The organism is Terriglobus roseus (assembly GCF_900105625.1).
In the GTDB taxonomy this organism is placed as follows: domain Bacteria; phylum Acidobacteriota; class Terriglobia; order Terriglobales; family Acidobacteriaceae; genus Terriglobus; species Terriglobus roseus_B.
The window spans coordinates 4,573,251-4,593,689 of the sequence record NZ_FNSD01000001.1 but is presented as its reverse complement, the minus strand read 5'-3'; the positions used below and the strand labels follow the sequence as shown (position 1 = coordinate 4,593,689).

Annotated in this window: 14 protein-coding genes; 4 read left to right on the top strand and 10 right to left on the bottom strand. The window is 57.3% G+C overall.

Features of this window, described 5'->3' with window-relative positions; translation table 11 throughout:
- Positions 1-30: 30 nt before the first annotated feature.
- Genes BLW03_RS19125 through BLW03_RS19115 form a run of 3 tightly spaced genes read left to right on the top strand, consistent with a single transcriptional unit; the run spans position 31 to position 3,777 of the window.
- Entirely contained in the window at positions 31-1,401 is a 1,371-nt protein-coding gene (locus BLW03_RS19125) for an oligosaccharide flippase family protein (protein ID WP_074655564.1), read from the top strand.
- Positions 1,402-1,459: 58 nt separating this feature from the next.
- Positions 1,460-2,617, top strand: a complete 1,158-nt coding sequence (locus BLW03_RS19120; protein ID WP_074655563.1) for a glycosyltransferase family 4 protein — start codon at positions 1,460-1,462, stop codon at positions 2,615-2,617.
- A 2-nt stretch (positions 2,618-2,619) separates the two neighbouring features.
- Entirely contained in the window at positions 2,620-3,777 is a 1,158-nt protein-coding gene (locus BLW03_RS19115; RefSeq protein WP_074655562.1) for a glycosyltransferase family 4 protein, read from the top strand.
- 48 nt (positions 3,778-3,825) lie between these two features.
- Here the strand turns inward: BLW03_RS19115 and BLW03_RS19110 are convergent, their stop codons facing one another.
- A complete protein-coding gene (locus tag BLW03_RS19110) occupies positions 3,826-4,980 on the bottom strand; it encodes a hypothetical protein (RefSeq protein ID WP_074655561.1) in 1,155 nt (384 codons plus the stop codon).
- 490 nt (positions 4,981-5,470) lie between these two features.
- Here BLW03_RS19110 and BLW03_RS19105 point away from each other — a divergent pair, with 490 nt between their 5' ends.
- Entirely contained in the window at positions 5,471-6,592 is a 1,122-nt protein-coding gene (locus BLW03_RS19105) for a glycosyltransferase (protein WP_244502171.1), read from the top strand.
- Positions 6,593-6,611: 19 nt separating this feature from the next.
- On the opposite strand, the gene BLW03_RS19100 is transcribed toward BLW03_RS19105, so the two are convergent.
- From BLW03_RS19100 to BLW03_RS19055, 9 genes are all read right to left on the bottom strand, one after another.
- Positions 6,612-7,772: a glycosyltransferase family 4 protein gene (locus tag BLW03_RS19100; protein ID WP_244502217.1), complete on the bottom strand. Its 1,161-nt coding sequence runs from the start codon at positions 7,770-7,772 to the stop codon at positions 6,612-6,614.
- Between the two features lie 118 nt (positions 7,773-7,890).
- The gene (locus BLW03_RS19095) at positions 7,891-8,598 is read right to left on the bottom strand and encodes an outer membrane protein (RefSeq protein WP_212733238.1); all 708 of its coding nucleotides are present in this window, start codon (positions 8,596-8,598) and stop codon (positions 7,891-7,893) included.
- On the bottom strand, positions 8,598-9,365 hold the full coding sequence (locus tag BLW03_RS19090) for a hypothetical protein (RefSeq protein WP_212733237.1): 768 nt from the start codon (positions 9,363-9,365) through the stop codon (positions 8,598-8,600). The genes BLW03_RS19095 and BLW03_RS19090 overlap by 1 nt, the downstream gene beginning before the upstream one ends.
- 107 nt (positions 9,366-9,472) lie before the next feature.
- Positions 9,473-10,327, bottom strand: coding sequence for a hypothetical protein (locus tag BLW03_RS19085; RefSeq protein ID WP_083350659.1), 855 nt, complete (start codon positions 10,325-10,327; stop codon positions 9,473-9,475).
- A 426-nt stretch (positions 10,328-10,753) separates the two neighbouring features.
- Entirely contained in the window at positions 10,754-12,169 is a 1,416-nt protein-coding gene (locus tag BLW03_RS19080) for a UDP-glucose dehydrogenase family protein (RefSeq protein ID WP_074655557.1), read from the bottom strand.
- Positions 12,170-12,796: 627 nt separating this feature from the next.
- Positions 12,797-14,731 (bottom strand): PAS domain-containing sensor histidine kinase, encoded by a 1,935-nt coding sequence (locus tag BLW03_RS19070; protein ID WP_074655555.1) that lies wholly within the window; start codon positions 14,729-14,731, stop codon positions 12,797-12,799.
- A 36-nt stretch (positions 14,732-14,767) separates the two neighbouring features.
- Positions 14,768-16,318 (bottom strand): DUF7125 family protein, encoded by a 1,551-nt coding sequence (locus tag BLW03_RS19065; RefSeq protein WP_074655554.1) that lies wholly within the window; start codon positions 16,316-16,318, stop codon positions 14,768-14,770.
- Between the two features lie 173 nt (positions 16,319-16,491).
- Complete coding sequence (locus BLW03_RS19060; protein ID WP_074655553.1) at positions 16,492-17,625, bottom strand: hypothetical protein; 1,134 nt, start codon at positions 17,623-17,625, stop codon at positions 16,492-16,494.
- 40 nt (positions 17,626-17,665) lie between these two features.
- Positions 17,666-20,368 (bottom strand): TonB-dependent receptor, encoded by a 2,703-nt coding sequence (locus BLW03_RS19055; RefSeq protein ID WP_170835085.1) that lies wholly within the window; start codon positions 20,366-20,368, stop codon positions 17,666-17,668.
- Between the last annotated feature and the right edge of the window lie 71 nt (positions 20,369-20,439).

Here is a 20,439-nt window from a genome sequence, read left to right as displayed (position 1 = left end):
CCGCTCTTCCCACAATCTTCTGGAGTCAGAATGTCTGAAACCGCAGAACCCGATGTCGTAACACCGCAGGAAGCCGAAGCTGCCATTGCGTCGTATAAGGCCGGCGGCCTCGTTGCGGTTTTGCAATCTACCGGCGCCCGCGCAATCTTCATTTTGATCAACGCTCTCACTGGCATCCTTACCGCCCGCGTTCTCCATCCCGGTGGTCGCGGTGAACTCGCAGCCATTGCGGTATGGCCAAACTTCCTTCCAAATCTGATGACGCTCGGCCTGCCCAGCGCACTCATCTATCGGCTTCGGGAGGGACTGGCCGCGCGCACTGACCTCATCCGAGCGTCACTCTACCTGACACTGATGTTGGGCCTGATCTCAACTATCTTCGGCGTCGTGTGCATGCCCTTCTGGCTCACCCAGTATTCTCCGCACATCGTGCATCTGGCGCAGCTGTTCATGATCAACGGAACAGTCGTGCTGCTCATTGCCATGTTGCGCGGCCTTTGCGAGAGCAATGGGGATTTCTTCGCATCGAGTGTCTCCTTCGCACTCACGCCACTCGTTTCCGTCTTCGTTCTGGCAGCGTTTTATGCTGCCCATTCGCTGACTCCCGCGACCGCAGCGCTCGCCTATGTCGCAGGCGGCATCCCAACGGTCATCTTCCTGTTTCGCCGGGTGTGGGTCGATCTGGGTGGGCCAGCCAAGGACTTCCTACACTCATCAAGACTCCTGCTGAGCTTCGGAATTCGCTCCTATGGCGTCGACCTTTGCGGCACTCTGTCGCTTTATGCAGATCAGGCGCTCGTCGTACGCATGTTAAACCCGTCTGCCATGGGTATCTATGTCGTCGCGCTGAGTCTGTCGCGAACATTGAACGTGATGCAGGCATCCGTTGCCAGCATTCTGTTCCCCCGAGCGGTCAACCTCGAACTGACCGAGATGCTTGCACTGGTCGGCAAAGCGGTACGGCTCAGTACCGCCGTCTCCATTGTTGCAGGCATCTTCGTCGCGATCCTTGGCCCGATCTTCCTGCCATTGTTGTATGGCAAGGACTACGGCTACGCCACGGTCATCCTGGACATTCTCATCGTGGAAGCGATCCTGTCCGGTGCGACGTTGGTTCTGACCCAGGCGTATATGGCACTCGGGAAGCCAGGGCTCGTAACTATCCTTCAGACAAGCGGCTTGCTGATCAGCATTCCGTTGCTGATGGTCTTGATTCCACCATTCGGTATTATCGGTGCGAGTTGCGCGCTGCTCATTGCCGCACTTATCCGCATCACGCTTACCCTGTTGAGCTTCCGCTTCTACATGCATCTTCCAACGCCCAGTCTGATCCCGAAGATGGATGAGTTTCGTAATCTATTTGTATCGGTACGGAACAAGATAAGACCTGCAACGGTGTAACGAAGCAAAGCGGTAGCAATATCTCGCTTGTGCTCACGACCTCAGAGAAAGAATTGCGATGCGTATTCTGCATATCCTGAACGACCTGACAAACCGCGGCAATGGCATCGTCAATGTTGCGGTGGATCTTGCGTGCGAGCAGAGCGACTCGGGGCATGACGTCACCGTCGTCTCCGGCTTCGGAGACTTCGTCCCCCTCGTGCAACAGCACGGTGTGCGTTGGGTGCCTGTTGATCAATCCCGAAGCATTCCCAATCTCGCAAAGGCGACGTTTCGCCTTATGCAGATCCTGCGGCGCGATAAGCCCGACGTGATCCACGCTCACATGCGGACCGGGTTACTTCTTGCATGGCTCTGCTCACGATTCCCGAGAATCCCCCTGGTCTCACACCTTCACAATGTCCATGATCGCGAATCGAATTTGATGCGGCTGGCAGATCGCGTCATTGCAGTGAGTCAGTCGGTCATGGACACCATGACGAAGACGGGCATTCCAAAAGAGAAGTTCCGCGTCATTTTGAATGGGCCTCTCGGTACCCCTCGTCTCCCGAAGTTAGAGGACATCACTCCCGAACCGCTCGAGGGACTATCCCTCGTGACGGTGGCCGGCATGAACTACCGAAAGGGTATCCAGGAACTGGTGCCAGCGTTTGAGCGCGTAGCAGCGCAGTACGACAAGGCTCACCTTTACCTAGTGGGAGATGGACCTGAGCGGACACTCTTCGAAGACCTCGTAAGCCGTTCGCCGTACAGCGCGCGTATCCATTTTGAAGGATGGACCAGCGAGCCGCAAAAATACATGCTGGGGTGCGATGTCTTCGTACTCGCGTCGCGCAGAGAGTCCCTTGGACTCGTCCTGTTGGAAGCGCGCCACGCCGGCTGCGCCATCATCGCCACGGACGTTGATGGGATCCCGGAAGCTCTGGACCACGGTTCGGCAGGCCTGCTGGTACCACCCGAGAATGTTGAGGCCTTGGCGCAGGCATTGCTGAAAGTAGCGGGCGATGAAGCACTACGCGGGACGATGCGTGTGGCCGCACGCAAAGGCTGCGAGAAGTTCACGTGCAAAGTCATGGCAGATCAAACGGAGCAAATCTATAACGAGCTTCTCCATGCGACACCTTTGAAGGCTCAGAGAAATGAATCGGAGACTTCTCTCCCGGCGGACGCTGCAGCCGCCACACATCAGCGCGACGTGCAAGGAGTTGCGGATTGAGCATGCAGGAACCGATTCACATCTTCATCTCGCATCCATCGCACTTCATGACGGACTGCGAGCCGCATGGGGATGGCCTGCTGGCATTCCAGTATGTCTATCGTCTCGCGCAGCGGGGATATGAACTTCACGTCGCAGTTCCGTTGATGAGCTTGCAACATGAACTGCCGCCCAACGTACACCTCTACCCGATTCACACCTTCGCAAAGCCGTCGCGTGACAATCCATCCTCGCTGTCCAGGCTGGAATACGCTGTGCGCGTCCGATCCCTGCTTTCGAGGTTGATGAAGAAATTCCCTATACGGCTTGTGCACCAACTGAACCCCGTGGTGCCAGGCATGAGCCTGTTCTTACCTGGGGCAGGACTGCCGATTCTGCTCGGTCCTCTACCTGCACCCGGCACCGCGGAGCTGCCGCGCTCTATTGGTACGGCTCTAAAGCTTTGGGTCCTCCACCGACAAGTGGAAAGCGCGGCTCGCGTGATGATCCCGAACATCGCCAGCCACATCCTCCTACCGAAGGACGAAGCCACAAAGGCCAAGGTTCGGATACTTCCTTACGGTATCGATGCGAAGACCTTTCGGCCAATGCCGGAGCTCGCTCCATCCCAGCCGGTAATTCTCTATCTCGCGAATCTGGTTCGCCGCAAAGGCGCTCCTCTACTCATCGAAGCTTTTGAACGAGTTGCGGATAAGTTTCCTGCGGCCGTGCTGCACATCGCGGGAAAAGGGCCTGATGAGGCAGAAGTATACGCACGTGCCGCTTCCAGCACGGTACGTGACCGCATCCACTTTCTTGGCAATATCGCGAGAGAAGACGTTCCCGAGTTGATCAACGCCAGCACTATTTATTGCCTTCCATCATCGAGCGAGCCATTTGGCATGACGGTCTTGGAAGCTATGTCGTGCGGGAAGCCTGTAATAGGCACGACCGTTGGCGGTCTTGGGGTTCTCCTGGATCAGGGAGGCGCACTCCGCTTCACCGCCGGACGTGCAGATGAACTTGCCTCGGCACTGGATAAGCTCCTCTCCTCATCCGAATTATGCGAAAGGATGGGAGCAAGCAATCGACGGATCGCGCTCGAGACTTACTCTTGGGACGCAGTCATCGACACCTTGGAGTCGATCTACCGCGAGGTACTTGACGCTAAGCCGAGATAAGTTGCGTAGAGTCGCCACCGAACATGTGTCCGGTGGCGACTCGATGGGTTAATTGATCTTCAAGAAAACCGGGTAGACGCCGATCGACAGATTCGCCGAACTACCAGTCATCGTTGAAACCTTAAACTCGCCCGACGCTTGCATCGTGTACGAAGCAGAGATCTGCTTACCAGGTACGGAAACGCTGACTGATTCCGCCGCCGGAGTGATGTCCTTCGAGCCATCCCACATGGCAGCGGACTGCCACAGAACCAGATAGAACGTTCCGTCACTCTTCTCGTACAAGCCGTGCTGAATGAAGCGATCACCACCTGACACCAGATAGTTGAGGCTGCTGGGCGAGAAGTTCGCGTTCTTGTCCGCCATGAGATTGATCACACTGGAAAGCGCAGTGAAGCCCGGCTTTGGCTGCATTGCTGCGGTCACGATGCCGTAGGTTCCGCTCACGCTTTCGTCCAGCAATTCATAGAAGAAGACTTTGGAAACGCCGTTCTGCACCGCCCACAGAACCTGCCGCGTGAAGTATGCCGCCTGATACTGCACGGGCACAGACGAGCTATCACCAGAGGTCGTGTAGCCGGTTTCCGTGATCCAGAATGGCTTCCCCGGCGCATCGACGGATGCTGTTGCCATGGCGTACTTCAGCCCCGGGAAACATACCCACTCACTGGCAGCGTTCCGCGTGCATGGTCCCGCACCGGCATTCATGCTGGGCGTGGAAGCTGGCGGATAGTCGATATCCGGCGGGTAGTTATACATGTAGCTGTGTAGGTTATTGTTGTCCATTGGAACAACACCGAGGGCGCTCGCGGAGGTGTCATACACAAGTGCCGGCCCGATCACTGGAACTGACGGCATCAAGTTGTGCATGCTCGTGAAAAGCTGGGGGCCGAACGTGCGAGTCTGCGAAATCCACGAGGGGTTATTATCGTTGTCCGGCTCGTTCTGGTACTCGATGCCCGCGACATTCCCGGTTGCCGTGAGGAGCCCTGGAAGCTGGGGGGTGAGGTCGGAGGATTTGATGACATAGAGGCCACGAATTCCAGCAGTTCCGAGGTTCTTGAAGATGCTGTTCACCGCGGCCTGATTCCAGGCTGTGATGCCGGTGCGGTAGTAACGTATACCCGATTTCTTGAGCAGTGACGTTGTCATGTCCGGGTACATCCCGTAACCGGTATTGCCGAAATCAAGGTGAATGTTCACACCGACTGCATCAGCGATTGAGTCGGCTGGTAGAGCTGTTTGCGCTACAAGAGGAACAGTTGAAACGAGGGCAAGAATGCAGGTCCGCAAAAGATTGCGCAATTTGGCTCCTTAAATCTTATTTTGATAATCAGAAAATGAACGTTCAGTAACTCAGGCAACCTTCCATCGAGTTCGTTGGAAAGTATTCGGCGTCTGTGAGTGATTATAGGCATGGAACTCCCTTTATTTGCCCAAATGTGGGCATTTTATGCCACTTTCCAACTACGTCTTCTGTTACATTTCCGAACGGTCAGGTAATTGCACGCTACAAAAGAAGCGTGCCCGATCAGGCAAAAGCGCTATTGAAGATCCACTCGCCGCGAGGGCCAGACATTCATACGCATTCACAACGTCACACTCTTCTACTTGTCGAGGCTTGCTCCGAAGGGCCCAGGCGTGCGGCGTCAAATCAGCCTAGCGGCCAGGATGGGCGTGTATGGGGGAGACCTTGATCCGAGTCGCAATCGTCCATGACAACTTTGCGCAAATGGGTGGGGCGGAGCGTGTCACGGAGAGCATTCATCGACTTTTCCCCGAAGCGGACCTGCTGACCACGCTAAGTATTCCAGAGCGCCTTTCGTCCTACCTGTTGGAGGCGAAGCCCAAGAACACCTGGATGCAGTACTTACCGTTCAAAAAGAAGCTTTTTCGTGCCTATTTTCTCCTCTACCCTTTCGCCGTCGAGCAGATCGACCTGCGAGAGTACGACCTGGTGATCACGAGCTGTTTCGGATACGCCAAAGGCGTGAAAAGACGAGAGGGAGCTGTGCACATCTGCTACTGCCACAACCCGATGCGTTGGGTCTGGAGGTCGGACAAGTACATAACCCACACTAGCCGCGGCTCCTTGGGGCGTCTGCTCTTGAAGATTCCGCTCCTCATGCTGAAACGCTGGGAGCAGCGAGCCGCTTTGCGGCCGGACCACTACGTTACGAACTCTGAAACGGTAAAAGTGCGGCTCCGTCGCGCTTTCGGCGTGGACGCGTTGGTCATTCCTCCACCCGTCGAGACCGGGCGCTTTACGATCTCCAGCGAAGTCGAGGACTACTATCTCGTTGTGTCCCGTCTCGTGTCCTACAAGCGCATCGATCTGGCGGTGAAAGCGTGCACACAAAAGGGTGAACGCCTTATCGTCATCGGTTCAGGACCGGAACTGGAAAGACTTCGCTCTATGGCTGGTCCGTCCGTCAGTTTTGCAGGACAACTCTCTGACCAGGAGGTCGCGAGCTATGCAAGTCGTTGCAAGGCCTTGCTCGTTCCCGGTGAAGAGGATTTCGGAATCACACCGTTGGAAGTGAATGCGGCGGGTCGCCCGGTCATCGCATACGCAGCCGGGGGCGCACTGGAAACGGTTCGCGAAGGAGTAAACGGAATCTTCTTTGCAGAGCAAACCGTCGCATCTTTACGAGGAGCCCTGGAACGCTGCGAAGGAACAGAGTGGGATCCTCATGCGATCCGAGCTCACGCCGAGACGTACGACACCGTTGTATTTCATAAGAGGATGCTCGCGATGATCTCCGAGTGCCTGAGTGAACACACAGCGTCGGAAGTCCCTCTTGCGACCACCTAACACTTGCTGGTCGGCCTAATCAATCGGCCAGCAGCGCGTGGTAATAGGAGTCCAAGCGACTGGCTTGTTCGCCGGGTGAGAACTTGGTCAGCACCTTTGCCCTGCCACGCATACCGAATGTCCGACGCATGTCAGGATCGTCGTGAAGACTCTTGACTCGCTGCATCAACTGCGTGGGTTCATCCAACGCGACAAGAAATCCATCTTCCCCGTCGGCAATGACCTCTGGCGTCCCGTCCACGCTTGTACTGATAACAGGCTTGGCAGTCGCCATCGCCTCAAGGATGGCCATCCCTAATGGCTCCCGATCCGAATTCTGAACGACGATATCCAATCCATTAAGGATCGATGGTATGTCGGAGCGTTTGCCCAGAAAACGTACTCGGTCGCCCAGTCGAAGTTCGTCGATTCTCGCCTTCAGGCGAGCCTCATATTGCCGGTTTTTCAGATTGAAGAGGCCTCCGCCCACAAAGAACAAAATGGCGTTTGGAACCTTTGCATGATCTTCCGCGAAGACTTCCAAAAGCTCCAACTGCCGCTTCCTAGGCGTGATCTGTGCAATTGCGCCGACGGCTACGTCGTCATCCGTGAGCCCAAGTTCCTGGCGTATCGCCAGTCGAGCGTCGGCGTCTGGGCAAAATCGTTTGGAGTCCACACTGTTGTAGATCACTTCGATCTTTCTGGTGACCACATGGTGCTCTCTACAAAACGCGAACCCGGCCGCAGTGGCATTCGACACTGCAAGATATGCCGTTCTCGATAGAGAGTTTGCTAGTTTACGGATCGCCAGTCCGGGCGCATTGTCTGGCAAAATGTCGTGAAGATGCCAGATCACTCTAAGGTTTAGGCCCGTAGCGGCCATACTCGCGATCATGCCTGCGCGAATGCTGTTCGCATGGAGCAGCGCAGGGCGACGCCTTTTCAAGAGAGCCCTCAGTTCGAAGATGTGTATTGCTGCTTGAAAAACATACCGCGCCAAGCGGAAGGGGTTCTTTGTGAACCGCGCATGCAATTCATCGAAGGGCAGATGCTTGACATTCAGGCGCACCGCTGAATTCGCCAGTTCCCCGCAGGGGGCGATCAGCAAAGGTTCGTAGCGCGTGCGATCCAGTCCATCCAGAACGGAAAGCAGGACAACTTCGGCACCGCTGATGCTGCTGGTGTGACTGTAGAAGCTCACCAGCCTGGGTGCATTCTCGTTCGACAAGCGGCACTCCACGTCCCATAGCCACGGGTGTTTGTAGTCTAGATCACCACCTGCGGGCTACCGCAGCGGCATCGAAGTATGCCCGCGGAGGCTACCGGGGGCCGCTTCCTCCGAACAGGTGATAAACCACGCCCAGCGTAAGCGATTTAGCATAGATATGGCCAGACTCATTCACGGGTGTCGAATATCGCTGGAATTGTCCGTCTGCTTTAATTCCCCAGGCCGGAGTCACCTCGAATTCGACACCTGCCCCGGGGGAATAGACATTCGATGACGAGTAAGCGTAGGCAAAAGTCGCCGATGGGTTGGCACGCAACGGATCATACGTCATCTGACCGAGGCCGAAGAGTATGTTGCCGTATGGTGTAATACGCCCGAATGTTCGATCGACTCTTAGACCAGCAAGAACATTTTTCTGCCCGACCACATTGCCGCGAACCATGGGATAGGTTCCGCGCAACTCGATCGAGGGAGCAAGACCAAAGACGTCACGCAGCCTGAGATCGGCGCCTGCTGTGATGCTCAGGTTTTTGCCACCTGACAGCCCCGTATAGACTCCGGAGACTCCACCAAAAAACGATAGCGGCACGTTCTTCACGGCGGTGGGAATGGCCTGACTGAAACCCTTCGGCATTACGAATAGGGCGAGTGTGGCAAGCAAACATGCCCGCACCTTTCGCTTCGTATGCATGTGCGCAAGCAACCGCTCGTGTGACATGGATGAATGATCCGATTTGAAAAGAGAAAATTTGCAGTTCAGCATCAGCGTTGAGTCTCCAACATCGCGACCATTCTTCATTATTGCCGCGTCAGCTTTATGGGACCATATTGGCCACTGCAAGCGCCACCGGTAATCACGAGGTTTCCGGAAGACACCGTTGTCGCCGCCGGGTCAATCTCACCATTCATCTGGATGACTGCCCCATTGCTCGAGGTCACTGACAGCGTGAGGTTGCTGCCGCTGATGTATCCAGACCCGACGGGGATGGTTCCAGTAGTGAAGCAGCTAAAGCCGCCGAAAGTGGCCGTGCCGCCGATTAAAAAGCTGCCAACGCCGGTGGCATCGCCTTGCGTTGTAGTCACGGACACGGTGTAAGTGTTGCCGCCCTGTGAGACCGTTCCCGTGTAGGTTCCCGTCAGCGCGCGGTAACGCGTTCCGGTGAAGGCTCCCGACTCACCGTCGGAGCAACCGCCGGCAATCGAGTAGGTGCCCGTCATGCTGTCATGAGCGGTGTTCAAGTTCCCCGTCATGGAGAGGTACTGTCCCTGCACCCCAAACGATCGTCCTTGGAAAACATTGCTCGCGATGGTGCTGTCCATCGGGATCACGTTCGCCGCAGCAAAGCAGCTTGATACTCCCTGAAAGACGGCGGGAGCTTGTGTTGATGAACCACTCGGACTACTCAGGATGGATCCCGAAAGCATCGACAGCCTGTTCGCAGAAACGCCGTTCGACGGTGTGACCATGATCTCCCAGTTGTCACTGCTTGTCGTAGGAGTCGTAGGCGCGCCGTTGAGCGGCACACCTCCAAACCCGCAGCCCGTAAGGTACCAGGCGCCAGTCAAGACAGTTCCCAACAGGCACCGCTTCACCATTTTGCCGATATTTGCCACATGAGGACTCAACTCAGTTCAACACCCTAAGACACTTTCTTCCTGTCTGAACCAGACGCTTATTGCTTTGTAAGAGCGATGTTGCCCAGTGACGCTGCACACGCTCCACCCGTCACCGCGCCTGACGTCACGTTAAAGGTCTTCGCGGCCGCATCGATGGTGCCGTTCAGCGACACCTGCGAACCTTGCGGTTCATTCGTTGCGAACTGCAATACGACGGCACCGCCCCGCACATAGGCATTCGTCACTCCGAGAGTCCCCTGTGTAAAGCAAGAGATTCCGCTGAATCTGGCGGTGCCGGACACAACGAACGTCCCGACACCCGTACCCAGCAACTCCTGATTCACATTCAGCGTGATGGTCTCCCCTGGCTGCCCCGCGACAGACCCTACGTAGGTGCCGCTGAGTGCTGCGTAAGCCTGACCGGAGATAGTACCGGCCTCACCGTTCGCGCACCCGCCAGATATTGTGTAGACGCCAGTTAGGTGGGTCGCAGTCGAGTCTTTCTGGGCATCCAGCGACATGACCTGACCTGCTACGTCGAACGACGAAGTTTGAATTCGGGCACCATTCACGCTGCCATCCGCCGGCACGATGTTCGCCCCGTCATAACAAGGCGATCCGATCTGCAACACAGAGGTCACGTAGTGCGATGCGTTCGACCCTGGCTGTTCGTCAATGACACCAGAGACGGTGTACGGGGTGGTGCTTCCGCCCTTTGTCGGCGTTGCCGTCAGTGACCAGTTATGCGACAGGTAAATATAGTCGGCCGGTGTGGTCCCCGATCCGCCGGAGCCTCCCGTGCTGCCGCTGCCGCCGGAACCGCCGCCATTCTTGACGCAGCCAGTAAGGCCAAGCGCGCAAGCGGCGGACAGGGCGAGTCCTGTATATCGAAGAACCCTTCTCGCGCTCATTTTCATCGCACTTCTACCGCTTGCTTTTCTCATGAACTCCATTAACCTCGAGAAACAGTCCGCCCCCGCTGCACTGCAAATCACTGACTCCTTTGAAGACCCGGGTAAGCAAAGAACGTTTCTGTGGCAACTGATTTGATGCAAAATTAAGGATCGGTTCTTGCGAAAGCGTGTCTTGTTTTGATGTCATGGAATGCAACTTCTAAAGAGGAGCGGTGGAACTCAGCTTAAAGACGACAGCGTCGTCGGTATAACGCCCCTTACGATAGCCATTCCATCTCACGCGTCCCGCGATATGAAATGGCCCTATCGCCGCCGTCGTTCTCGACAAGAGCGATAGAGCCTCACGACTCCCTCTGAGTGACTCATGCTGAAGAGTGTGAAGGGCCGACCAGATTACTGAAGGTTCCCGGTCGGCCCCCATACTTAAGCCGTTTGCTTTACCGAAGACAGTTCTCGGACAGGGTGTGCAGTGGGTCGGCCCACACTGACATAGGTGAGGCCTGCTGCAGCAACAGTCTCCGGGTCAAATAGATTGCGACCATCGAGCACCGTAGGATAACGCAGATTGAGCTTAATCCGGTTGAGATCAAGGTCGCAGAATTCATCCCAATCCGTAAGGATGAGAAGCGCATCCGCTTCCATCGCTGCCTCGTAGGCGTCGGCTGCGTAGCGCATCTTTGCTGATACGGGCAGCATCGCCTGAGCACGCTCCATACCGGCCGGATCGAACGCGCAGATGGTGCAACCCTCTTCGATCAGGAGCTTGATCAGTTCGATCGCCGGACTGTCGCGGATGTCATCTGTTCCTCCCTTGAAGGCAAGGCCGAGCACACCCAGCTTCTTACCGCGGAGAGTCCAGAGCGCGGAACGGATTTTGCGCAGGAAGCGCTTCTGCTGCTCAACATTGATGCTTTCCACCTCGCGCAGCAAGGAGAAGTCAACACCAAGAGCGTCTGCCACGGAGCGGAACGCGGCTACATCCTTCGGGAAGCAGGAACCACCATAACCGATACCAGGGCGTAGGAATCGTCCGCCGATTCGGCTATCGAGTCCCATGCCGCTGGCGACCTGTTCAACATTCGCATCCGCTGCTTCGCAGAGGTTTGACACCGCATTGATGAAAGAAATCTTCATTGCGAGAAACGCGTTGGAGGCGTGCTTAATGATCTCTGCGCTCTTCGTGGACGTGTGAAGGATTGGGGCCGGGGTGTTCGTATTGAGCGGGCCAGGTATCGCGCTCTCGCCATCGAAATAGCTGCCATCTGTCAGCGGTGCATAGATCGCCGAAAGCACCTCTGCGGCTTCCTGCCGGTCTGATCCGACAACAATGCGATCCGGGTGGAGGAAGTCACGGACTGCTGTTCCTTCACGAAGAAATTCTGGGTTCGACACGACATCGAACAGACCGCGAGCAACGCCGTTGCGCTCAAGCGTGCGACGAATCCACTCGTTCGTATAGACCGGAACCGTGCTCTTCTCAACAATCACGGTGTAGTGAGTTAAGTGGCGTGCGATCTCGCTCGCAACGGCCTCAACGTACGAAAGATCAGCATCGCCGGTGTCGGACTGTGGCGTACCAACTGCGATGAAAATAGCGTCTGATCCCGCCGTAGCTTCTGCCAGGTTGGCGCTGAATTGCAGGCGGCCGTTGCGATGGCGATCAAGCAACTCCGGCAGGAATTCTTCATGAATCAGGCATGCGCCGCCCTTCAGGGCATCGATCTTGGACTGATCATTGTCGACACAGATGACGTCATGCCCAATCTCCGCAAAACAAGCTGCAGCAACAAGACCGACATAACCCGAACCAACGACTGTAATCCTTACCTTTTTCTGCATGTTTCTCCCTTTAACCCTTGCACACTGATGTGCACGCAACGTGCCATCCAGCACGGGAAAGTGGGCGTTTTCGTGATGTTCGATCGCAAACTAGGTAGAAGCGCGGAGTGAATTTCACCCATGTTTCGTTCCGCACAACCTACTTCGGACGCCAGAATTGCTGACATTCGGAGCTAGCAAAGCGCCCCGCCGATATGGGCATGAAAGCAGTGCCAATTGCATGTTGGCCAGGCTCAACCGGCGCTGACACAGGCTGAGACAGTTATGTGCGGAAGATTAATTGGATGAAGCGCAGTGAGGGAGACGCGGATGAGAGCTACGACTGTTCCCAGCTCTGCATAACGGCGTGCTGACGTGTGTACTTTTCTCGCCGCCTCCACGTCAGGTAGGTACCGATCAAGGCCGGGAGTGCTGTTACCGCGAACACACAAAGGAAAAGAAATACCATGCGTTGGCTCCTAGAATCCTTTTCGCGCATTCGCGACAAAGGTTTACTGGAAATTGGCATGAGGAGAAAGAGTTTTCCTCTTTTCGCCGAAGCGAAAGCATATTCCTGACCCAGCTCATGCCGCACATTGCCCAGCACCCAACGTGCCATTCCGCGCCACTTTCGTTACAAACAGCGACCTAATTTTGCTGAACCTCAATTCCGGGTTCAAGCGGAAGGAATAGGGTGAATACGGTTCCGGATGAGCCTGCAGATTCTCGACTACGAGCCCGGAGGGATCCGTGATGCTTCTCGACGATGCCGTGTGAGATCCATAAGCCAAGCCCGGTGCCGTGAATTCCCTTCGTGGTGTAAAAAGGCTCGAAAATTCGCTGCAACGTTGCCTGTGACATCCCCGCGCCCGTGTCGGCAATCGTGATCCGCACGCCTGGTCGTCCGGTGCGCTGATCGGTAGCGGCGCGGCTTCGAACTCGCAGTTTTCCATCGCCGCGCATCGCATCGATGGCATTCCCGACGAGGTTGTTCAGGACCTGTCGGATGTCCCCTTCATAACAGACAAACGCTATGTCCCCACGGTGCTCCGTTACCGCAAGCACGCGCGCATTTCGCAGTCGCCCCTCATAAAGTGCCAGGACAGGTTCTATCAATTCGCGCGGTGTCACAGAGCGGGGCCGTGTCGACTGCCGATGAAAGCGCAGTGTCTGACCCGCGATCTGCGACACACGGGCAAGCTCCTGGGATGCCTGCTCAATGTATTGACGTCCGCTATCCGTTGTCTGCTCAGTCTGCGCCAGGTAAAGCAGGTTCGTTACAGCTTCCAACGGGTTGTTGATCTCGTGGGAGATTGAAGCAGCGAGCCGGCCGACCGCTGCCAGTTTCTCACTTTGAATTAACGCCGCCTCAGCTTGCTTCTGCGAACTTAGGTCCGTCAGGAAGACCGCGATTTCCTCGCGTCCCGTCGCTCCCTGAGACGGGATGCGAACAGCGCCGACCAGCAGCGGGATGGGATGGCCATCACGGGCGGTATAGACCTTCTGATACGGCTGCGCAACGCCCACGGTTTGAAGTTCATGGATTGCTTGCTCGTCGAGGTGCGCATACTCCGGCGGTGTCAGTTCGTCCCATCGGATGGCTCCTGCCTCCATCTCCGCCTGGCTGTAACCGAGCGCGCGAAGCAAGGTAGGATTCATGTAAGAAAGGCCGCCACCGAGGTCGCCGATGACGATTCCAACACTGGCCTGGTCAATCAGCAGGCGGAAGCGTTCTTCGCTGCGGCGCAATGTTTCCGCTGCCTGCCGCTCATGATCCACGTCGATGACCGCTGTCACTCCGCCCGACACGACTCCTTCGGCATCGACAATCGGAGCAGCAGAGAGACGTATCCACGCATTGGTCCCGTCACCGCGGCGGTAGAGAAAATCTTCGCCAGCAACGCGATCGCCCGTCCGGATGGCACGCGTGATGGGATACTCCTCCGATTGAACTCGTCGACCATCCGGATGAAATGTCTTCCACTCGCTGTATGCCGAGAAATCAGGTGTCGGTAGCTGTTCGTGCCGCAGGATGTGTGCCAGCATGGGATTCGTCAGGATGACTTCGCCCGTGGCGCTCGCAACAGCTACGCCAACGGGCATGCTGTCGAGCACGGTGCGCAAGGTCTCTTGTTCGGCACGCAACTTGGCCGCAGTTGCATCGCGCTCTGCGATGGTGTCGCGCACTTGATATTGTCGGCTGCGCGCGCGGACCGCTGCCTGCACACTGCTGAGCAAGGTTGCTGTTCGAATGGGGCGCTCCAGCAGGATGGGAGCGCCGATCGGCAGACGCTCGCGTTCGAGCCGGCGCGTCCGCTCGGTGTCTCGACCAACCGTTGTCAGGATTAAGATCGGCAGGTCAGACCACGAAGGCTGCGTTGTCACGAAATGGGCAAGGGCTGCAATCAAGGAGGGGGTCAGCGACTCCTCCGCCAACAGCAACGGACCCACGTCATACCCGCGACTCAGCAGTTGCACAGGGTCTGCGCAAGCCTCGGAATGAATCCCGTGCTGCGTCAGCAGAGCAAGAATCAACTCCGCATCGCGGCCGCTGGGTGCGATCACTCGCACCACCATGCTCATGCTGTTCCTACGATCGTGCGGCTGGCCATGAACATCCTAGAGGGCATCGTGGCTGGCAAAGGCTCCGAACATTGATGTCGCTCCGCCTTCAGGGTGAGGAGCGTTCTCGTCAACACCGGCCTCCGTCCCTCCCAACATTTGCGGCACCCCTGTAAGGATGCCCTGGAAGTTGACCAGTGGTTCCCCGACTTCGATCGCGTTCGATCCAAAGACCAGCTCGCGCAACGTGCGTTCATGAGCCCCTACACGCTGCTTCAACACGCAAATCACCTGCCGGATGGCACCCTTTGATTCGAAGTAGCGAAGCAGCACAACCGTATCGGCCAGATAGCTGACATCCACCTGCGCGTGCATCGTTCCCACGAGTCCCTGCTGCGCCAACACCATTAATGTGACGACGCCCTTCTGGTTCAGATACGCAAGCAGTTCGTGAAGATGCATGACAAGATCGCGCTCACCGGGCATCGAGTTCATCAAGCCATTCAGGCTGTCGATGACTACCACGCGCGTTCCCTTCTCATCGACGTCCGATCGGATCTGGTGAATGAACTCACCCGGCGAAAGCTCTGCCGGATCGACCTGAGACATCGACAGGGTGCCGCGCTCCAGCTCTCTGTCAATGTCCATGCCAAGTGCTCTGGCGCGGTCCTTTGCGGTTCGTAGCACCTCGTCGAAGGTATAAAAAATGGAGCGCTGCCCGCGCGCTGCCGCCGCAAAGGCGAACTGCATTGCAACAGTTGATTTGCCGCTACCCGGCGGCCCCGTGAATAGCGTCGACGAGCCGCGCGCTATCCCGCCGCCGAACATTGCATCCAGCTCTGTCAGGCCGCTGGCAATGCGTTCCCCCTCGAAGCTCTCGCTGTGCTCTGCTGCGATCAGCCTCGGGAAAATCATCACACCGCCACGCTGGATCACATAGTCATGGAAGCCCTCGCGATAGCCTGATCCGCGCAGCTTTACGATCTCGATCTGTCTGCGTGTCGCGCCATAGGACCGGCTGATCTTCTCCAGCCGTATGACGCCGTGTGCGATGCTATGCAACTGCAGATCCCGACCATTACCTGTCAAATCATCCAGCAATAACACTGTGGTCGATTTACCCGCGAAATACTGCTTGAGCGCGAGTAGCTGTCGACGATAACGCATGCTATCGGATGCAAGCAGCCGCAACTCAGATAACGAATCGACGACCAGCCGGTCCGGTTGCAGATCGTCGAGTGTCGAAACGAGCTTCTCAACGGTGCCAGCGAGTTCCACTTCGCTCGGGTGGAAGACGGTGTACTGCTGTTCGGCGGAGAGGCTCGCCTCTTCGGGCACGAACTCTGCAATGGGCAGGTCGGCAGGATCCCAACCGTGCGAACGCATCGACAGTTCGAGTTCGGAACGTGGCTCCGAAAGCGTGATGTACAGGCACTTTTCGCCGCGCCGCGTGCCCTCGAGAATGAACTGCATGGCAAGTGTGGTCTTGCCGGTACCAGGGTCGCCTTCCAGAAGGTACATCTGTCCCGCGGGTAGTCCGCCCGACAGGATATCGTCCAGCCCATTGATCCCGGTATCCAGACGCTTCAGCTCAAACGAAGATGACATCTACCTAAGATAGCGCCCGACAGCAAGTGCGCTACGACAGCGAATGACCGATTCGATCGGGTGTCGCATACCGGCCCTATGTCTTTAACAAATGTTTGACCACGTCGAAAGCATTTCGCACCTCATGTAGTTGACCTTCGCTGCGGACTTCTTGAAGTCTGTCCGCAACTCGATCAGTGGGAAGGCCTCGAGACGATGGTGATGGTCGATGCGCTGGTTGAAGTCTGTTCGATCAAGCCTTTTCCCTTCGCCCATACCGGCGCAAGCATTTGCAACGTCGTGGCGCGCTCTTCTGGAGACGCCACTACCGTCAGGCTGGCAGAAGCCATCTTCGACTTGCGCCCAATGATCATCTCCACCGTGCCCGACGTACTGCGCGCCGTAAGCGGGGTCGTAAACTGCATCGCGAGGTAATGCTTATCGCCGTCGACAACAGGCGCGTAGCGGATACGCTCGATGGACCAACCATCGGCAGTGCGTATGCAGTCGAGAGTGAAGGCCGTGGACGGATCGAAGCGGTCGTTGCCGGTCATCACGAACTTTGTCCCGTCCACCTTAGAGATGCGTAGCGTGCGATGGTCGCCATGATCGCCCTCAAGTTCCCAAGTCTGGCCCGTCTTGAGATCTGCAGGAGGCGACGTAAGCGTCCAGGCCTGCGTGCCGGCCGCAAGCACGGTCATGTGCGCACCAAGCGACATGGCACCGCGGTATGCGACAAAGTAAGGCGGCTTTGAAATCTCTGTCCAAACTTCGGCTGCGCTTACCGTGTTGCCGATCTGCAGTGCGGTTCCCTCACCCGCCACGGCAGACTTTTCCCGATAGGCAAAAACGGGGATCGGGATCTGCGGCAGCGGGGTGAGGCCCGCCCCTTGCTCTGAGATGTCAGAGCCCTGCACGAAGCGCCACTGTAGCGGCTTGCCATCGGCCAGCGACAGTCGAAGCGTGGATGTCGCGCCCACATTAGTGGCCTCTGCTGTATCGAAGACGATCTGCGTCCTGTACGCCTCCTGCCCCTGCGCCTTCGCGGCAGCAACCAGGAAGTCGGAGTTTGCATAGCTGATCCGCTTGCTGCTTGCCCGTTCCGTCAGTATCACGTTGTAAAGCGGCTGCTTCGCAGTTGCATCGACATCCAGTTCGATCATGCTGTACGGCAATTCCGTGCCCACCCACTGCACGAACTGAACGGGCCAGTACTGATAGTGCACCAGCAGACCAGTACTGGGCGGCGCGATGCTCTGCGCTGTGAGTGACACGGTTACCGATGCGACGATCAGGATCAAGCGAATCGTGCGTGCGATTAATTTCATGGCAGGACCTCCTGCAGTTTGGGGTGAATGAGAAAGGAAACTAGAAGCTGTACCGAAGGCCCACTTCCACACGGCGCCCGGGATCCGCAGCATAGGCGCGGCCGAAGAGCGGAGACCCAAGAACGCCTCCAACGGCCGTGGCATTGGTGTGGTTCAGTAGATTGGTTGAACGCACATTGACAGCAAGGCTGGTTGCATCACCACCATCCCGATGTGGCAGAGCGAAGCTTCTGCTCAGGTTCGAATCCAGGTGAATGTTCCACGGCAGCGTGCCCGCATTGCGCTGGATGTACCGCCCTGCACCCGCTCCTGTCAGCGATCCAAAGGACGTGCGATACACCGTGCTCTCCGCGCCTGTCGCAAATCGGGGGCGGTCATTCAGCACACCGTCTCCGTTCGTATCAAAGCCCGTTGTCACGTTGTAGGGATTGCCGCTGGCAGCATCGAACTGGGTCGATAAGGCGAGCCCCAAAGGCAGAGTAACGTTCGAAAAAGCAATGGCGTGATGCGTTGCCAGCCACGACGGCCGCGCTGTCTCACCGATGTCGCTGGTGCTGTTCTGAGGGTATACACCAGCTGCATCGGCATTCGTTCGCAGGTCCATACGGATGTAACCCGCGAAAATCTGGACATGGCGCAGGCTGTGCTGGTCTACGCCGAGAAACATCACGTTGCCGTGGACGATGCCGGTCTGCTGGTACTGGTCGATATTGGTGTTTGGCGCCAGTGGTCGAGGGCCGCCAGGTTGTCCATCCAGCGGCGCGTTAATGTTGCGGGAGCGCAGTAGGTCCCAGCCCCGCACCAGGTACAGGTTTGCCTGCGCATGCCAGTGGCCGGTGAATTCATGCTCTACGCCCACGTGCGATTGCAACGAGGGCGTCTGGCTCAGGCCCGGCAGTGGCGCGCGCAGTGTTGTGATGGTCGCGGTGCCCGTCGTTATCGGCTGACCATAGACCGGGCTGTAGATCTGCATCTGCCGCTGCTGAATACCATTCAGTCGATTCGCTTCCAACACCGTGGCGGTTTCGATGGGGCTGAAGAAGAGGCCAGTGCGAGCATGGAAGACCCAGCGCTGTGCCTTGTCCGGCGACCACGCCAGGCCAAGGCGCGGCCCCGCGTTGCGTAGCGTCGTGGGCGAACTCTGCACGGCGTAGCGCAGGCCGTAAGACAGCGACAAACGCGGCCGCAGCTTCCACTGGTCCTGCGCATAAAGCACCACGCGCAACTGGTTGAGGGAGATCGCGGCGGTCCCGGCGGTGATGGTGTAGAGAGTCGGCGTTCCCCCCTGCAGGCCCAGCAGTGCGCGACGGTACTGCTCCAGGCCGCTGATCGTCGTCGAGCCCACTGCGTCTCCACCAAAGACATACTGGCCGTTGAAGTTTGTCGGCAAAGAATCATTCAGCGTCGAATTCAACAGCTGCACGCCAGCCTTCACGCTGTGCTTGCCGCGGGTGTAGAGGATGTCGTCATCGATCTCAAAATCGCGCTGATGACTGCGCAGCATCTGCGTAGTTGCTCCGCCACCGGTGAAGGCCCCGGCGACTACCAGCGAGGAGGCGTTACTTTGCGGTGCATCGTCGCGCGTGCGCCATGTATAGCCCACGCGACTCTCATGAACCAGTCGAGCGGACAGCGTCTGAAGATTCGTAAAGCGGAGGGCATGCTCCTGTTGCAGGCTGTCGTAACCGGCCTGCTGTAAAACAACGCCACCGACGCCAACATTATGAAGTGAATTGACATTAGCCGAGTACGTCGCGGTGAGGTTGTTCTTCGCATTCGGCATCCAGCCGAGCCGCGCACTGCCCTCCCACAACGTCTGCGGGGTAGCAACGTTCCCGATCACGTTGACATCGTTACCTGCAGCATCGAGCGACACCGCGTTGACGACGGCAAACTGATCGATTTGGCGATGCTCCAGCGCGATTGAGAAGTCGGCCTTGTTTTTCCGGATGGGGCCGCTCAGTTCAAATCCATAGCGCTGTTTACCGATGGCGGCTCGGCTCAGAGCAAAGGGGTCCTTTGCATTCAGGGAGGCGCCGCTCTGCGTTGTGAATAAGGCTCCGTGCAGCTTGCTTTGGCCGGGCCTGGTGAAAATTTCGACTCGCCCACCTTGATAGGGCGGGCGCTCATACTCTGACGAGAAAAGATCAGGATTCACGCGGATGAACGCAATCGCAGACTTCGGTGGAATGCTGCCGCTGTTCTGGAAACCGTCCACCGTAATGATCGCCTGCCCGGGTGCACCGCCCGCCGCAGCAGCCAGCACCTGTAGCTGCCGCGCAAACTCATCGGGATCATCCGCCATCTGCTTCAGGTCGTTTGCCTGCAGGGTCTTCGATCCGGCGACGTCTTCGCTGTCGACGCCGCTCGCATCGACCGCTTCGACCTCCATGGTTGCCGACGGCTTCAACTTTGCAACGAACGGGCGAGCCTCCTTTGTTACGCGAGCAACTTCCGTAATGGCTTCGAAACCTGCAGCCTCGACCCGTACGCTGTGGCTGCCATCCACGACACACGCGGATTCGAAGCGACCCATCTCATTGCTCCTCACGGACGCTGTGTCATCCACAGTGACGGTCGCCCCGACGATCAGGGCGCCGGTGATGTCCCGCACCTCGCCGCGAATGCTGGACGTGCCGGTATTGCATTGCTGTGCAAAGGCCGGACCAGCCATCATCATGACCACTGCTACTACTGGTGTTTCGAAGCGCATTTCGCTGACCTCACGTGCTGACAAGGTCAAGATTGCGATCTCCGCGCTGTCTGTAGCAGTGCCTGGAGTCAGCCCCGTGACATGACAGTTGTCACTGTGAC

Coding starts and splice junctions, on each gene's coding strand:
- BLW03_RS19115 (WP_074655562.1), top strand. CDS start 2,620: ATGCAGGAACCGATTCACATCTTCATCTCGCATCCATCGCACTTCATG.
- BLW03_RS19060 (WP_074655553.1), bottom strand. CDS start 17,625: ATGAAATTAATCGCACGCACGATTCGCTTGATCCTGATCGTCGCATCG.
- BLW03_RS19095 (WP_212733238.1), bottom strand. CDS start 8,598: ATGAAGAATGGTCGCGATGTTGGAGACTCAACGCTGATGCTGAACTGC.
- BLW03_RS19085 (WP_083350659.1), bottom strand. CDS start 10,327: ATGAGCGCGAGAAGGGTTCTTCGATATACAGGACTCGCCCTGTCCGCC.
- BLW03_RS19065 (WP_074655554.1), bottom strand. CDS start 16,318: ATGTCATCTTCGTTTGAGCTGAAGCGTCTGGATACCGGGATCAATGGG.
- BLW03_RS19080 (WP_074655557.1), bottom strand. CDS start 12,169: ATGCAGAAAAAGGTAAGGATTACAGTCGTTGGTTCGGGTTATGTCGGT.
- BLW03_RS19070 (WP_074655555.1), bottom strand. CDS start 14,731: ATGAGCATGGTGGTGCGAGTGATCGCACCCAGCGGCCGCGATGCGGAG.
- BLW03_RS19120 (WP_074655563.1), top strand. CDS start 1,460: ATGCGTATTCTGCATATCCTGAACGACCTGACAAACCGCGGCAATGGC.
- BLW03_RS19125 (WP_074655564.1), top strand. CDS start 31: ATGTCTGAAACCGCAGAACCCGATGTCGTAACACCGCAGGAAGCCGAA.